Source organism: Enterococcus sp. AZ170 (assembly GCF_050545135.1).
Classification (GTDB): domain Bacteria; phylum Bacillota; class Bacilli; order Lactobacillales; family Enterococcaceae; genus Enterococcus_L; species Enterococcus_L ureilyticus.
The window spans coordinates 2,818,525-2,834,467 of sequence record NZ_CP172947.1 but is presented as its reverse complement, the minus strand read 5'-3'; the positions used below and the strand labels follow the sequence as shown (position 1 = coordinate 2,834,467).

Here is a 15,943-nt window from a genome sequence, read left to right as displayed (position 1 = left end):
ATAGTTAGAGATATGGACCGAAAACTATGAAAAATTTGAGTAAATAGAAATAGTAACTATCCAAAATATAAGAAAAGAAAGAAGTATATATCTATTTATTTAGGAAGGGGATAGGTGAATTGCAGATAGAGGGAAGTAAGAGAAGAGGTACGAAAGATGACAAAGTCAAATAAAAAAGTACTGAAGTATTTAGTAGGAATCGGAGCAGTGAGTTGTTTCGGGCTGTTCTTATTTAATTATTTTGACAAAGAAGACGTCCTAAGAGCACATCCGACACAAGAAATTACGATTGATGCAGGAACGAAACAAGCCGCCAAAATCCCTAAAGACACGACAAGTGGAATATCCGAACAAAATTTAAAGAATGATGACATACTTAAAGACTATGACAGTTATCTTCAAACTAATATGTATACTGCATCTTTGAATTTAAAAAATAGAATCGGATATTCAGGTACCGTAGCAAATGATATGACAAAAGATTTATATGTAACAAATGATAATAATTTTGTTGGATTAATTGGATCTACTAATTATAACCAGCCAAATTGGGTGAGTAATCCGATTGCCGAAACAAGTTTGGTTTTATTTGATTCAGAAGGAAAAATACTTAAAAATATAAAAACAGGATTTGGCGACACAGCACGATTATATAAAAACAAAGCTACAGATACTTATTTTATGATATCAGCTACAAATTATAAAAAATTTGATTCAAATTTGAATGTAGTAGAAAGTAGTACATATAAAACTCCTAATAACGGCTTAACATATAATCGATCAGGTACTGATGCGGAAGGTAATGTTTACTCGGTGCCGTATGAACTATTTCGAAATGAAAATACAACCGATAATTTAATTGCGAAATCTATGATTGTTTATAAGGTAAGTGAGGAGTCTAGTGGTACTTTAGGTGAAAATGATGTGGAGGTATCTTTACAATCATTATCTCAGTATGTTGGAGGCTATGCTAAAGTAACAGGTACTACGGTTCCTTTGCAGGCTTATGAAGGTTTAGATACAAACGGATTTACTAAGTTCTCTAATGGGACATATGGTGGAATATATTTACTATCTGATACACGTGGATGGACCCTGAGTAAATATTTTGTTCTATGGGATAGTAAAGGTGATATTATAGCTTACTATGATTTAAAAGGTAATGGAGTTAGGCAATTACTTTCAGAATTCGATGGAATTAATTTTTACTTTAGAGAATACTCTCACTGGAATTTAATGAAGTATTCTACACAAGATAATTCATTAAGTGTCATTTCTTCACTTGGATCAGAAATGAACTACGATTTTGTTGATGAAAATAAAGTTTCAATTTATGGAAATTCACAACTGACAGGAATTTTTAAAAAGTACGATCAAGGGTCTAATGACAAAAAATTCATTATTTCTGAAGGAGATATAAATAATATTTTTCAACCTGAAAAAAAACTTATTTTGGGTATAAAATCAACATATGATGATTTTGAAGTTCAAGAATTTAATGACAAAAACGTTATGAATGCGACGGTTATGAATGAGATACCTTTTGGTATTAATTTATTAAAAGGTTACCAAGAGGGAGCTTACGTGAGATATGGATATCTTGGAATGAGCTCCAATCGATCAGGTATAGAGGCTCCTAAGGATGGATGGCCAGTTAAAGAAACTTCTGACAGAACCTCGGTTTACTATGGAACAATGGATGCAGAGCCTGATTATGCACCTGCAATCAAACAAGGAAATGGAAAAGGAGTCATAATAAATAAAGAAGAGGAAGCCTATACCTCTAGTGACAAAAATAGTAATAATTGGACGCCTCTTGAGAACACCTTAATTACAGGGGATTTAAATGGAACTACCAGCGATCCAAATTCAGTAAAAGCGTATGATTATTATGATATAGACAAAGCTTTTACCCCAATTACTACGGACGATTTCCAAAAAAAAATAAATAGAAATCCAAACAGTTTAACTAATGAGATCGATTGGAAGGCATTGGGATTTGATTTAAATACGCTAGGGCCTCAAAAGGTCACCTACTTTATTTCAGATTCACAAAAACAAATAACAAGCACATCTAAAAACGTAAATGTTGTTGATCATAAGACAGAGTACGATGAAGACACCGCAAAAGTCGCACTACGAGCAGAGAACTTTACGATCAAGCTAACAGATTTACAGGCCTTACAAAAAAGTGGTGGATTAACACAAGAATTGTTGACCGGAGAGAAAACTAGTACGTATGGAAATGTCTTAGCCTGGGATTTAGATAAAGGGGACACGTATAATACAGAGGTAAAAGTTGATCCTGATCAATTGGCTGCTATCAATGCCGCCAAAGCATTTGGTAAATTTCCATTAAAATATACCCTAACTAAAAACAATAAAACAATTACCAAAAACACGTACGTATATGTTATGGGAGCGAATAGCCAACAAGTAGGGGAAAATGGCACAACGATTTTTAATACGGATCCTATTGAACTCCCATGGGATATAACGTCGACATTAACTACGGATGCCCTTGGAACTAAAGTAATGACAGACGGCAAGGTGGTTGCCTATGATTTTGAGACAGGCGAGGATATTACAAAAACAACTGTCAATAAAGTAGCGACAGTCAGTCCTATAGAAACAGATCTTACAGCACTAAAAGCGCTCAAACCAAAAAATACCACAGATAAACCGAAACAAACGGTTCATTATGCGATTAAACGTGGTACAACTGAGGAATCGGCAACCACAACCGTAGGGACAGAAGTCACCGTGTACTATCGATTTGCGACAGTTACCATCAATTTCAAGGATGAGGATGGAAATACGTTATACGATAAGAATAATCAGGCGTTAACCTATAAGAAGGGTGACAAAGAAATAACGATTGCGCAAATCACATTGACGAATCAGATTGTTGGGGAAACTATTAATTTTACGACGTTAGACGATATTACTGAACCAAAAACAGCCGCCGGGAATGGAACGGGGTATGACTTTGTCGATTATTTTAAAGCGGATAATACAACAAAAGTAACAACGCCAACGGCTGTTCCTGTTCAGTGGAAGGAGGCTTCTGCAACAACAGATCCCAATGAATATACATTAAAATATAAAGGCCTCCTACGTTTCTTATCCATCCCTGAAACGATGACGTTTGATTCAAAAGTTATTCGTGCATTTGATCAAGAATCCTCTGCTTCTAAAGATAATTCGCCGTTAACGGTTGGAGATAACCGAAAAACAACGGGTAAAGGAGAGGTTAAAGGAAAGTGGAAAGTCAATGTGACATTAGTGGATGATTTTAAACTACAAGAAGAAGGATCTACTGAGAAACTTCTTAATATTTTATATTATGGAAATACACTGATAACGAAAACAGAAGGAACAACGATTAAAACAAATAGTACCGCAACAACTAAAACGGACATCCCATTGAATAATACGAGTAGTTTTAAACTGAAAATTCCTGCTGGACAAGCGAAAAAAGGAACGTATCAGGCAACCATTAAGTGGGATTTATTGAATGCGCCGTAGTTATGGAAAAAATAGAAACGGAATGTGCGTTAATCTAAACGATTAACGTTTCACATAAAAAAATAGGAAAGTAGGAATTTGGAAATGAAAAAAACAGTAGCAGCCTTAGCTTTATTGGCAATTGGTGGAACAACAATCTTTGGAGGGCAAGCAGCGCATGCCGTTGAGGCAACAGTAAATGAAGATGTAACGACAGAAGGAGATGTTAAATTTACACCGAACACCGATGGTACAGGTGGGTTAATTAAACCAGGAACAGTAGACGATACAATTAAAGTAGCAGATGGCGCCGCATCAAAAGGCGCTTTGCGTATAACCAATGTACCTAGTTTCCGTTTTGGTACAGTAAGTGTATCTGCACAAGCGACAAGTTATCCGTCTTTATTGACAACTTATCAAACAACGTCAACGGATAAAGATGGTATAGTTACAGAAGGTACAAAAAAAGTGAAAATCCCGCAATTTGTTCAAGTAGCCGATGAACGTGGTGAAGCAGAGGGTGTCTTTAAAGTAACTGCAAAAGCTACGAAATTTACTGAACAAGATGTAGCGGAAGGAAAAATAGCGGATGTTTTAGAGAATACTCGTATTCAATTTTACGGTCAGACATTAAGAAATAATGTCCTTGATAAAGATGCAGTAAATAAAGTAGATGCTGATGCTACCGAAATTTTGGCTGGAATGAATGTAGATCCTGCGGCGGAAGCAGGTAAGCCAATCGGTGAGCTGAATGACACAACTGCATTACCTATTTTATCAACGAAAGTTGCCGGTGGGGCAAATGGATCTATTTCTTCGATAGTATTCGATGGATCCTATACCACAGATAAAGAATACGATAAATTAACAGATGGAAAAGGGAATCCACTAACTACAAATGATCAAGTTAAATTGTCGGTTCCAGCCGGTGAATCACCTAAAAGTAACGTGACGTATAAATCTACTATTACTTGGAATTTAACAAACGTACTATAAAATAATCAAAGTGGGAATGGACAGCTAGCCATTTCCACTTTTTACTAAGTGACAAGGAGAGACGTATATGAAAAAAAGAGAACAGCGAGTATTATTCGGACTCGTGTACATACTCATAAGCAGCATCTTTTTTCTTTTTCCAATGATCGGAAAAGCAGAGGTAGGAGATATTTCAGTAAAAGCGATCTTACCTGAAAATCAACATAATCCGGATGTAACCTATTATGATCTTCGTGTGACACCAGGCCAAACACAAGAAGTAAAATTAGAGATTAATAATGCGGGAGACAAGGAAGAAAACGTAACAATTGCGTTAACAGATGCCCGAACAAGTAGGATTGGAGATATTGATTACTCTGTTGTAGAAAACTATAAGAAAGATAGCAGTTTAAGCACAGGATTAACAGATATCGCTAAAGTAGAATCAACTGCGACTGTTCCAGCCAAAGGATCGATTACAGTTCCCATTCAAATAAAGGTCCCACAAGAGCCGTTTGACGGAATGATTTTAGGAGGAGTTACGGTAACACAACCAGAAGGTCAAACAAGCAAGAGCTCAAAAAGCAAAGGGATGCAGATTGAGAATAGAGTTTCTATAACAGTTGGAATGAAGCTGACGGAGTCAGATACACCGGTAGAAGCAGCGTTGGATTTTGTAGGGGCAAAGGCGGGCCAAGAAGCTGGACGTAACCAAGTGGAAGTAACTCTTCAAAATCATGAACCTACAGTTTTAGAAAAAATTGATTATGAAGCGAAGCTATACAAAAAAGGAGAAAACGAAGTTTTACATGAGCGGAAAGTCAGTGGTTATCGATTTGCGCCGAATTCTAGTTTTACGTTTCCGATTAGTTGGGAAGGGGAGCGATTTGAGCGAGGAACTTATCGAGTGAAATTAACAGCTGTATCCCAAGAAACCGGACAAAAATGGCAGTGGGATGAAGAGTTTGAAATAACTGCTGAGGAAGCAAAGAAATTGAACGATAAAGCAGTAGATTTAGAAGAAAAACCAATGTGGTATTATTATCTACTGATTGGTATAGGAGTTCTTGTAGTTCTTGTAGTTATTCTGCTTATTTTACGTAATAGAAAAAAGAAAAAAGAGGAAGAAGAAAAGCGAGCGAGAGCGAAAGCAAAAAAGAAAAAAGCACAACAAAAAAGAAAACAAGAGCGAAAAAAATAGGACTAGCTATAAAAAAAGCAGATAGTACTAGTGGAAACAATAAATGGATAATTGTTTCTGCTAATATTCATGAAAGAGTTCCCTTTGGTTTTAGCAGAACTAGATCGTTGTATAGAGAAAACTAGTATTTTTAAGTATTGTTCCAAACAACTAATTCAACAGGTCAAAGGATATATAGTATTAGTAGACTATTTTGAGAATCTTTTAGAGAATTTAAATAACAAAAATAAGGACAACTTTAATACATGAAAAGTTGATACAAAAAGAGAATTTAGAGAGGTTCAAGTTACTATCGATTGAATATAGAAAACATACCAGGTGTGCTAACAAGGAGTCAATATATTGTTTCGTATTTTGAGTAGGAACTACCTTGTACTTGAATAAGAATAAAAGATAAAAATAATGAGTGAAAAATAGGATAGAAAGTGGGAAGGAAAATGAGAAGAACGATAGGAGTAATTGTGAGTGTTATAGGGCTGAGTGTACTACTTTCGGGGTGTGGAAAAAGCGCGAAGGACCAATTTGTTCAAGCATATAAAGAACAAATAACACAAAAAGAAGGGACTTGGACATTTGAGGGAGGGATCAAAGAGATTGAATTTGGCTCATCATCAGATACAGCAGTAAATCCAACCATAGGGATGTTACAAACACAATTAAAAGACATATCTATAAAAGGAACGTATCAAATCGTCAAAAAAGAAGACTATATGTTTGATGTTTCTATGAAGGCGAAAGCGCTAGGGATGGAGATTCCGGTTGAAATGATTGGTTCCTTAGGAAAACAACCTAAAGTTTATTTAGGTACAGATATGCTTGAGTACTTGACACAAGTATTGGCAACAATTTCAGGAGGGGCGACAGTAACGGAAGGCTTTGATACAGAAGAATACAAAGGGAAATATGTTGATTTAACAGCATTGGGAGAAGAAATAGATAAAGAAGAGCAAGACAAGGTGAGGAAAGAATACAAAGTAATGGAAAAAGAACAAATGAAAAACCGAGAGAAAGTATCGGATTATCTAAATGAATTGGATCAAAAAACGTTTACCCAAAAAGATGGAGCGGTTAGCCATACCTTTACGAAAAAAGAACTAGAGAAACTTATCAGCATTTTTATAAACGAAGCAGAGGAAAAGAAAACGATGAAAGAGATGTTGAAGCAGTATCAGGATTTATCCGTGAAGGTATTGATTGATACAAAGAAAAAGAAAACAAGCAGTGTGTGGACAATCAAACAGGCAGAAGAAGAGGCGGAATCAAGTATCCAGTCAATGGTGGTAGAATCGTCCGTCACGTATAGTGAGAAGAAGCCAACAATCGACTTACCTAAAAAAGAAGCTATTTTATCAGAAGAAAAGGTGAAGGAGTTACTTGCGCGATTAGAAGGAGAGTCCGAAACAACAACTGGAATGTTAACAGAGACAGAGTTTAATGAACTGAAAAAAACGTTAGAAGAAGTGAAAGGTTCATTAGATAAAGAAACGAAAGAAGAATTGCTTACCTCCTATAAAGAAATGTTAACAGAAGAACAGTTGAAAGAGGTAAAAGAACTACTTCAAGATGTTGGAGAACCCAATTTATAGAAGTAGTGTACGAGCCAATGAAACAAACATTGTTTGAACTATATAGTAGGAGGAGTAGTATAATGAAAAAAATTTTTAGTCTTTATGTTTTAGTAGTGGTTTTATTGACTGGTTGTGGAGCTAGTGAAAGTAAATTAGAAACGGTTACCTACGGAATGGATTCAACAAATGGTGTAACCTTGAACATGGAAATTAAATATGACAAAGATAAACATGTTCAAGAAACTATTACGAAGAATACGTATAACTATAAAGAAATGGGCATGAACAAAGAGCAAGTAAAAGAATATATTGAAAAAGCTTCAACCATGTATAAGAATATGTCTGGAGTAACAGATACAATTGAATACGGAAATGAGGAAGCAAAAGAAACACTGAAAATAATAGTAAAAGATGTGTCAAAAGAATCACTGCCAGTATTGTATTCAATTAATGCGAATGATGATGGAACAGTTTCGTTAGATACGTTGACCAAAAATTTTGAAGCATCTGGATTCAAAAAAATAAATAATAAAGAATAAGTTATGAGTGCGCAATGCCAATGATTTTTTGCACTTATATGGAACACAAAAAGCCGAACTAGTTCCTCAAGTGAATAATGAATATAGCTTGAAACTAGATAAAAAACGAAATATATGGTGTACATCCTGTAGAAACCAAAAGCCCTGAGAATGATTCAGAAAAATAAGAAACTAGTGAGAGTTCCTATTTAAGTAGTTTTAATCATCGTCTGGTTGGTTCGAACCTTTGTTACAGAGATGTAACTTGATTGACACTTTTTTTAATTATGAAATGCGGAGGTAGTTACTTTGAACGAAGAGATGGAGCTAATTGAAGAAATAAAGAAGAAAAAAAGTGTTTATAGAAAAAAGTTAGTTGATGCGTCCTATTTTTTATTGATAGGAGGAATGATTTTCATTTATGCAATTTATAATGTACGTGAACTGTTGAGTGAAAATTATTTTGGTATTTACTATTATAATGTTCCTAGAATATTAAGTTGGTTTTTCGACACCTTTGGTCCTATATGGACTACAGTTATGATGTTTCTGTTATCATTTATATTCTTAGGTTATTTTCTCTATAGATTTAGTCAATATAAGAAAAATATGAAAGAGTTGAAAAGAATAAATGAGAACTAAGCATTTTTCATTCCTAAAGATGTAATCGCGTCTGGTGAATGAATGTTTGTATCAATTGATGCAACAAAAGCTAAATAACTTAGAAAATAGATAGAGCAGGAGGATGTTTAGTTTGTATAAAAAATTATCGAATTTCTATATGGCTGTTGCTATTATTGGCATTATTACAGCCGTTCCAATTATAGGTAGTTTTTTCGACTTATTTAGGATCCTAACGATGGTGTTGTTAGGATTTTCGATTTATTTATTAGTGAAACAACCAAAAGAAATAAAGAGAACGGCCAGTGTTCTGATGATTATTTCTTGTGTTTTAGTTTTGAAATGTGTGATTTCCAAATTCTCAAATTTTACAGCAGTTCTTGGAGATAAAGTGAGGGATACCATTAGCTGTTTAGACAGAACAGTTTTAATTCACAAAGAAACCCTATGTATCGGTTGATACATAGGGTACTTGGGGGAATCGAGATTATGTGAACTTCTTCTTTATATAACAGATACAAATAAGCTTGGCTATTCGTTGATAATATTTCAAACTTATTTTGCTATTTATTTGCTTCCTAAATTAATTTGGAAAGAGTTTTTTTGTGACACGTAAAAAGACTATTTGGATAGGTATAATTTTTAGAACTTTATGGTTTTTAAGTGCAGGCTTTACTATGATTTTTTACTTAGCTGATAAATTACCTGATAGTTTTCAAGTTCCGAAGTTTATCGGTTGGTTATATGAATTTATAGGAGTTCTGCCTGCTTCAATTGTTCAATTAGTATTATGTTTCTTTATCATTTTTTTTTTCGTTACCAAGAAAAATGAAAAAAATTGAATGACAAACAATTTTATTAGATTTGAATAAGGCCATATTATGTTAAATTGCAAAAAAGTTATTTATTTTAGACGACTTTAAAAACTTTGCAATGGAATCTAATTACCTTATTATACATATAATATCTTAAGGAGAGTGATTATGTTGTCACAACATATTGGTAATAAAGGAGAAAAATTTAATTTATCTCAAGCTAGTTCTTCTGTTAATAGAGAAGCAGATATCGACAGAATCAAAAAATATGATGAATTCGGTATAAATGACGTTCCTAAATTTACTTTTCCAATGTTTATAATCTTCCTTATAGGCATAAGACTTATGGTTGAAAACCATTATATATTTGGAATAATAATAACAATTTTGCCAATTATATTATTTTTATTTAGACGGTTTACGTACATTAGCCCAACTGATTCATATAAAAATGGTTTGATTACACCAGCTATAATTACTGCTATTGAATCTGATAAGGTAGAAATACTATATTTAGCTCCTATGAATAATGGTGATGATGATAATTTGATTTTTGGTTGTAAAAAAGTGAAAATTAATAAAATATCAGGATCATTTTTATCAATAGGAGAAAAAGTTCCTTGTGTTAGTCTATTCAATCCTTTCTTTGGTCCTATTAAAAATTGTTGGAGCGATTTTGATAGTAGACCATTAGTTTGGGGTTATGAAAGTCGTCATATTATTGATTTTGCCTTATTAGCTTTAGACAATGATAGAAAATTTAGAGTTAGCTATTGGGAAATATTAGATAATATAAAAATAGTAATGGAAAAAAAAGAATACAATAAGATTATATTTTTTGATGAAAATTATAATGTTGTGATTGGAGATAATAATAAGGAAATAGTAATTGAGGAATCAACTACTTTGATAGGAAGAATAATTGACTTAAATTTACAAAAAGAATACAGCCTAAAATTAGGAAGTGATAAGAAGAATGACAAACAGCTAAAAAAAATCAGAAAACAATTTGACATTAAAGAAACAGAATCTATAATTTTAACGATTACAGATTCAACTTTAGCAGGCCACTATGGACTTGCTATTACTGATTCCTATATTTACTCAAAAGATATAATGGAGAAACCTATTTCCACAAAAAGAAATAATATTTCAATAAATTATCCCTTTTCAATAAAAAAAAATAGTATTAGATTAGATGAGGAAGTCATTCATACATTACCTAACTCTTTAGATGATATAGAGGCAATAAAAACTTTAATAGAAGAAGTTCTGAAAAAAGGGCTTATTTAAATTTTTTTTATTTATGATTAACTCACTGCTATATAATTAGAATCATAAACTATAGATTAGAATAATGCGATTTATTAAAATATACTTCTTTATATTTTACAACAAACAAGACATGATTGAAAATAGATAAAAATACATGGAATTTATAGATGTTTTATTTGTACCAAAAACATTCGTTTTTGAGAATGCTATAAACATATTTTTTTACATTTGAATTTTGAAGTATCGGGCTATTTCGTATCATTAAAAAAACTCATTTAGAACTTCGGTAAGATCATAAATTATATAAAATACATATGAAAAAAATTCAGGATCATCTTTTTTCATATTCCGTATAGTTATGCTCTATTATCGATAACGTACGCTGAAGTTTGTGACGATACTCTGGCTCTTTTGAATCAATTAACTCAACATCTTGCAGAATTATTCCTATCTTATTGCCTATATTTCTTTGATTTTTTCTAATATTACTCATATAAATACCTGTTTTTATCAATAACTGAAGGTGGGGAAATTCTATGTATCTAACAAAAAAAACTGTTTTTTTTTTTGACTTTTTTATTTAAGGAGGGGGCTTCTGATCTAAAAAGAATTATTGAAAATCTTAATATCGACGAAGTTAATGCTGAAATTCAAAAGGAACTTTCAATTTTTTAGATATTGAGTAAGACAGTTATTCTAATCTTAAATTAATTGGTTTTCAAATAGTATTCCTAAAAAGGATCAATAAAAAACGCAAGCATTACAAATTTAAAAAATATGATATACTTAAGGTGTAAATGAAGATCAAGTATAACACTAAATCCCTAGAGAAGTCGGATTCTCCAGGGTTTTTTCGTGGGCTAATGTCGTCGTAGTGCGGTTTTACTTCTTGTTTTTGGTATTTAGCCAATACTTAAAAGTATTGATAGTGTTACGCCAATATGCCAAAATAGAGAGTATGAACTAGTATAAATAGGGAAATAATCAATCGAAAATTGATTGGAAAAAGTTTTGACTGGAGGAAGCCTAGAGTGGAAAACAAAGAATCACTATTTGAGGTCAGTAGCTTCACTTATCAGGATCAGGGCGGTAATTTAGCTGGTATCAGATTACTAAAACAAGAAGAACATCTGTCAACAGAGCAAATGCAACTGCTCGCAAACAAATTGGGCTATGCTGAAACGGCGTTTGTTCAACCTATAGCTTCGAATGAGTTTAAGGTACGCTATTTTACACCACGAACTGAAGTGCCCTTATGTGGACACGCAACCATTGCAGCATTTTGTCTGTTGAAGAAATTAGAAAAATTGACTACGGGAGAATATTCGATCCACACGCAAGCTGGGAAATTAACGATTTTACTATTGGAAGATGGTACCGTTTTTATGGAACAAGCTTTGCCGGTTTTTTATACAGAAAAACTAGATTATGCTGCCGTTGCTCGTTCTTTGGGAATAGATGTTACTGATTTTTCAGAAGAGATGCCATTAAAAGTCGTATCAACAGGATTAAAGGATTTAATGATTCCAGTCAAAGATACAACTATTTTGCAAGCCATTAAGCCCAATACAAGGGAAATAGAAGCAATCTCAAAAAAATTAGCTATTATTGGCTATCATGTTTTTGTTCCAGCAAAGACCACAATTCATTGTCGCAACTTTGCCCCTTTTGTTGGTATTGAAGAAGAATATGCGACAGGAACGTCTAACGGGGCCCTAGCTTGCTACCTATTTCAAACAACTCAAAGAATAGGTGACGCATCTTACATCTTTAAGCAAGGACGACTAAGTTCAGACCAGACTGGGCAGATCATCGTTGAAATTAGTGCCGACAATAAAAAAATTAAACAAGTTTTGGTTGGGGGAAAAGCTGTTATTAGTCAAAATTTATCAGAAGTGGATCAGTTCTGATCTGAAACAGAAGAATGTATAAAAGGTTTAAAATGAATAGTAGATAGTATAAATAGCAGAAATTTTTCAATCAAGCAGTTTCTAAAAGGGGAATTGAAACATGGAGGTAACAGCTTTGAATAGTAAGAGAATCTTTGGTCTATTTTGGGGAATAGTAGCTTTGCTAATCTCATTTGGTATTTTACGTATATTAACTAAAGTCAGTGACAATGACTTTGCAGGAAAAGGAACAGCTATCTATGCAATAGTAGCCATTTTATATATGATAATAACGATCGGCTTGGCAAAATATTATTCGAAAAAATTTGCTTACTTTCTAATCCTATTGCTTTTTCTTAGTGTTCTCTCTCCTTTACTGCTTATTTTTACGCTCAATAATTATTAATTGTTACTATAAAGTATTACGATGAAACGGGAGGGGAAAGAATGAGTAAGGATAATGGTAGTTCTATCTCAATAGGGCTTTGTTTGGGCGTCACATTTGGTTTGATTTTTGATAATTTAACGTTAGGAATTGCAATAGGTGTAGCAATCGGAGCTGCAGGGATTTTTGATAGTAAGAAGAGGAAGAATAAGGAAGGCGAAAAGAAATGGAGTGAGAAAGACTGAATAAAATTATTGCAGTTGATCAGGTATCCTTTCAACTTGAGAAGCAAAATATACTAGAGGATATTACATTATCATTTGAAAAAGGGAGCAGAACAACCATTACTGGACCTTCGGGCAGTGGGAAAAGTAGCTTACTCAAAATACTAGCATTGTTGATAACACCGACAAATGGTCAGGTGCTTTTTCATGAACAGGATATCATCAACCTGCAACCTGAAAGCTATCGTATGCAGGTATCCTACTGTTTTCAGCAACCAACTTTATTTGGCGAAACGGTAAGGGATAATTTTGTATTTCCTTATGAGGTTCGCAAACAAGTATTTCAGGAAAGCCATGTGTTGACTCTTTTGGAACAAGTTGAATTACCAAAGTCATATTTGGATAAGAAAATCACTGAATTATCTGGTGGTGAAAAACAACGAGTGGCATTGATCCGTAATGTGATATTTCTACCCGAAGTTTTACTTCTAGATGAAGTAACGGCAGGCTTAGATGAAAAAAGTAAGCGAATTGTCAATCAGTGGTTATTGCGATTGAATCAAGAACAGAATATTACGTTGATTCGTGTGACTCATGATACAGAAGAAATAACGCAATCGACTGTTGTGAAGAAAATCGTAGCAGGTAGATTGGAGGAAGGGCAATGAATTTAGCAGTGAACGATCTTTCCTTATTATTTGCAGCGATGTTGGTGTTTGTCGCTTTATTGATCAGTTATAAAGAAAAATTAGGGTTTACTAAGGATATTATCATTAGCGTTTTTCGAGCGATCATTCAATTGATCTTAGTCGGTTATTTACTTAAATATGTCTTTCAAGTCAATAGCAAACTATTAACGATTGTAATGGCTGGCGTCATTATCATCAATGCGGCACTCAATGCTAGTAAGCGGAGTAATCATTTGAAAAACGGTTTTTTGATTTCTTTGTTGGCGATCGCTTGCAGTACAGGGGTAACAATTGGTGTTTTAGTTCTTTCAGGAGCGATTCAATTTACACCCTCTCAAATTATTCCTATCAGTGGTATGATCGCAAGTAACGCGATGATCGCTATCGGCTTATGCTATCGTAATATGGATAGTTTATTTCATGATCAACGTCAGGCCGTTCTTGAAAAATTAGCTTTAGGTGCAGATATCAAACTAGCTTCACGCGACATCGTGCGTGCGAGTATTCGAACGGGTATGGCCCCAACGATTGATTCTGCTAAGACGGTTGGAATCGTCAGCTTGCCTGGGATGATGTCAGGCTTGATCTTTGCCGGTGTTGATCCAGTTCATGCCATCAAATATCAAATTATGGTTACGTTCATGTTGCTGTCTGCAACGAGCATTGGTTCGGTTATTGCAACGTATTTAGCTTACAAAAGTTATTACAATACACAAAAGCAGTTAATAATTTAGTTTAATTGTTTAAAGGCAAATCAATTCAGTTTTGCCTTTTTTTGTATACTTTATTTTGAAAAGTATAGACATTTTATGGTTGTAGCTTTATAATTAAAATAGATGACCATTATATAATGAGAGTAGGGACTGAAATGCAAAAGGTATTTCCAGATAATTTTTGGTGGGGTGCAGCGACATCCGGGCCACAAAGTGAAGGTAGATTCAATAAAAAACATGCGAATGTGTTTGATTACTGGTATGAAATCGAACCAACTGATTTTTATGACCAAGTTGGACCAGATGTGACTTCTAGTTTTTACAATAGCTTTAAAGAAGATATCGCATTAATGAAAGAAGTTGGTTTAAACAGCGTGCGGACTTCGATTCAATGGACACGTTTGGTAGATGACTTTGAAACTGGAGCAGTCAATGAAGATGCTGTCCGTTTTTATAATGCCGTTATCGATGAGTTTATTTCAGCAGGTATTCGTCCTATAATGAATCTACATCATTTTGATTTACCAGTAGCTCTATATGATAAGTATGGCGGGTGGGAATCAAAACATGTGGTAGATTTATATGTGAAGTTTGCGGAAAAATGTTTCGAATTATTCGGAGATCGTGTCAAAGATTGGTTTACCCATAATGAGCCAATCGTTGTCGTTGAAGGAGAATATTTACATCAATTCCATTATCCAAAAATCGTGGATGGAAAAAAAGCGGTACAAGTAGCGTATAACTTGAATTTAGCTTCTGCTAAAGCGATTCAAGCTTTTAGAAAAATGGGGTTGCAAAATGATGGCGCAAGAATCGGAATCATCTTGAATTTAACACCAACTTACCCAGCCTCTGATTCACCAGAAGATTTAGCCGCAGCGAACATTGCTGAGTTATTTAATAATCGAATGTTTTTAGATACAGCAGTACACGGAGAGTTTCCAAAGGAATTAGTCGAACTATTTAGAAAAGATGGGGTTCTTTGGGAAAGTACGCCAGAAGAATTAGCGGTGATCAAAGAAAATACGATCGATGTTTTAGGGGTCAATTTCTATCATCCGAATCGTGTAAAAGCACCCGACGTAGCACCAAACAGTGTAGGTGCATGGCTGCCAAATCGCTATTTTGATGAGTTTAATATGCCTGGTCGTCGCATGAACATTGATCGTGGTTGGGAAATTTACCCTAAAGCACTATATGATATTGCGATCAACATTCGTGATAACTATAAAAATATTGCCTGGTTTGTTTCTGAAAATGGCATGGGTATATCAAATGAAGAACGCTTTATGAACGAAGCTGGTGTAGTTGAGGATGATTATCGAATTGACTTTATTCGAGAACATTTAGAATGGGTTCACCAAGGAATTGAAGAAGGCTCTAATTGCTTTGGCTATCATTTATGGACACCAATCGATTGTTGGTCTTGGGCAAATGCCTATAAAAATCGTTATGGATTGATTTCTACCAATATCCACACGCAAATTAAAACAATCAAGAAATCAGGTCATTGGTTTAAAACAATTGCGCAAACGAATACGCTAGATAACAAATAATTAAAAG

Annotated in this window: 15 protein-coding genes; all 15 read left to right on the top strand. The window is 34.0% G+C overall.

The window, feature by feature from the left end; translation table 11 throughout:
- Window positions 1–156 precede the first annotated feature (156 nt).
- A complete protein-coding gene (locus tag IGJ55_RS13725) occupies window positions 157–3,528 on the top strand; it encodes a hypothetical protein (protein WP_429948766.1) in 3,372 nt (1,123 codons plus the stop codon).
- An 84-nt stretch (window positions 3,529–3,612) separates the two neighbouring features.
- A complete protein-coding gene (locus IGJ55_RS13720) occupies window positions 3,613–4,503 on the top strand; it encodes a WxL domain-containing protein (RefSeq protein WP_429948768.1) in 891 nt (296 codons plus the stop codon).
- A 67-nt stretch (window positions 4,504–4,570) separates the two neighbouring features.
- The gene (locus tag IGJ55_RS13715) at window positions 4,571–5,683 is read left to right on the top strand and encodes a DUF916 and DUF3324 domain-containing protein (protein ID WP_430606653.1); all 1,113 of its coding nucleotides are present in this window, start codon (window positions 4,571–4,573) and stop codon (window positions 5,681–5,683) included.
- A 437-nt stretch (window positions 5,684–6,120) separates the two neighbouring features.
- Window positions 6,121–7,269 (top strand): hypothetical protein, encoded by a 1,149-nt coding sequence (locus tag IGJ55_RS13710; protein WP_430606652.1) that lies wholly within the window; start codon window positions 6,121–6,123, stop codon window positions 7,267–7,269.
- Between the two features lie 62 nt (window positions 7,270–7,331).
- Entirely contained in the window at window positions 7,332–7,790 is a 459-nt protein-coding gene (locus IGJ55_RS13705; RefSeq protein WP_430606651.1) for a DUF1307 domain-containing protein, read from the top strand.
- A gap of 288 nt (window positions 7,791–8,078) precedes the next feature.
- Window positions 8,079–8,411, top strand: a complete 333-nt coding sequence (locus IGJ55_RS13700) for a hypothetical protein (RefSeq protein WP_429948775.1) — start codon at window positions 8,079–8,081, stop codon at window positions 8,409–8,411.
- A gap of 112 nt (window positions 8,412–8,523) precedes the next feature.
- Window positions 8,524–8,850 carry a hypothetical protein gene (locus IGJ55_RS13695; protein WP_430606650.1) on the top strand — a complete coding sequence of 109 codons (327 nt, stop codon included), beginning with the start codon at window positions 8,524–8,526 and terminating at the stop codon, window positions 8,848–8,850.
- A 145-nt stretch (window positions 8,851–8,995) separates the two neighbouring features.
- On the top strand, window positions 8,996–9,232 hold the full coding sequence (locus IGJ55_RS13690; protein WP_429948778.1) for a hypothetical protein: 237 nt from the start codon (window positions 8,996–8,998) through the stop codon (window positions 9,230–9,232).
- A 141-nt stretch (window positions 9,233–9,373) separates the two neighbouring features.
- Window positions 9,374–10,498 carry a DUF3239 domain-containing protein gene (locus IGJ55_RS13685; protein ID WP_430606649.1) on the top strand — a complete coding sequence of 375 codons (1,125 nt, stop codon included), beginning with the start codon at window positions 9,374–9,376 and terminating at the stop codon, window positions 10,496–10,498.
- Window positions 10,499–11,511: 1,013 nt separating this feature from the next.
- Window positions 11,512–12,390, top strand: a complete 879-nt coding sequence (locus IGJ55_RS13680) for a PhzF family phenazine biosynthesis protein (RefSeq protein WP_430606648.1) — start codon at window positions 11,512–11,514, stop codon at window positions 12,388–12,390.
- Window positions 12,391–12,490: 100 nt separating this feature from the next.
- Entirely contained in the window at window positions 12,491–12,775 is a 285-nt protein-coding gene (locus IGJ55_RS13675; protein ID WP_429948782.1) for a hypothetical protein, read from the top strand.
- A gap of 41 nt (window positions 12,776–12,816) precedes the next feature.
- Window positions 12,817–12,999, top strand: a complete 183-nt coding sequence (locus IGJ55_RS13670; protein WP_069640197.1) for a hypothetical protein — start codon at window positions 12,817–12,819, stop codon at window positions 12,997–12,999.
- Window positions 12,996–13,646, top strand: a complete 651-nt coding sequence (locus tag IGJ55_RS13665) for an ABC transporter ATP-binding protein (protein WP_429950015.1) — start codon at window positions 12,996–12,998, stop codon at window positions 13,644–13,646. Before IGJ55_RS13670 ends, IGJ55_RS13665 begins: the two co-directional genes overlap by 4 nt.
- A complete protein-coding gene (locus IGJ55_RS13660; protein WP_429948784.1) occupies window positions 13,643–14,401 on the top strand; it encodes an ABC transporter permease in 759 nt (252 codons plus the stop codon). Before IGJ55_RS13665 ends, IGJ55_RS13660 begins: the two co-directional genes overlap by 4 nt.
- 134 nt (window positions 14,402–14,535) lie before the next feature.
- Window positions 14,536–15,936 (top strand): glycoside hydrolase family 1 protein, encoded by a 1,401-nt coding sequence (locus IGJ55_RS13655; RefSeq protein ID WP_430606647.1) that lies wholly within the window; start codon window positions 14,536–14,538, stop codon window positions 15,934–15,936.
- Window positions 15,937–15,943 lie beyond the last annotated feature (7 nt).

Excerpts from the sequence above, each read along its gene's own strand:
- IGJ55_RS13725 (WP_429948766.1), top strand. The coding sequence starts at position 157 with ATGACAAAGTCAAATAAAAAAGTACTGAAGTATTTAGTAGGAATCGGA.
- IGJ55_RS13720 (WP_429948768.1), top strand. The coding sequence starts at position 3,613 with ATGAAAAAAACAGTAGCAGCCTTAGCTTTATTGGCAATTGGTGGAACA.
- IGJ55_RS13715 (WP_430606653.1), top strand. The coding sequence starts at position 4,571 with ATGAAAAAAAGAGAACAGCGAGTATTATTCGGACTCGTGTACATACTC.
- IGJ55_RS13710 (WP_430606652.1), top strand. The coding sequence starts at position 6,121 with ATGAGAAGAACGATAGGAGTAATTGTGAGTGTTATAGGGCTGAGTGTA.
- IGJ55_RS13705 (WP_430606651.1), top strand. The coding sequence starts at position 7,332 with ATGAAAAAAATTTTTAGTCTTTATGTTTTAGTAGTGGTTTTATTGACT.
- IGJ55_RS13685 (WP_430606649.1), top strand. The coding sequence starts at position 9,374 with ATGTTGTCACAACATATTGGTAATAAAGGAGAAAAATTTAATTTATCT.
- IGJ55_RS13675 (WP_429948782.1), top strand. The coding sequence starts at position 12,491 with ATGGAGGTAACAGCTTTGAATAGTAAGAGAATCTTTGGTCTATTTTGG.
- IGJ55_RS13670 (WP_069640197.1), top strand. The coding sequence starts at position 12,817 with ATGAGTAAGGATAATGGTAGTTCTATCTCAATAGGGCTTTGTTTGGGC.
- IGJ55_RS13660 (WP_429948784.1), top strand. The coding sequence starts at position 13,643 with ATGAATTTAGCAGTGAACGATCTTTCCTTATTATTTGCAGCGATGTTG.
- IGJ55_RS13655 (WP_430606647.1), top strand. The coding sequence starts at position 14,536 with ATGCAAAAGGTATTTCCAGATAATTTTTGGTGGGGTGCAGCGACATCC.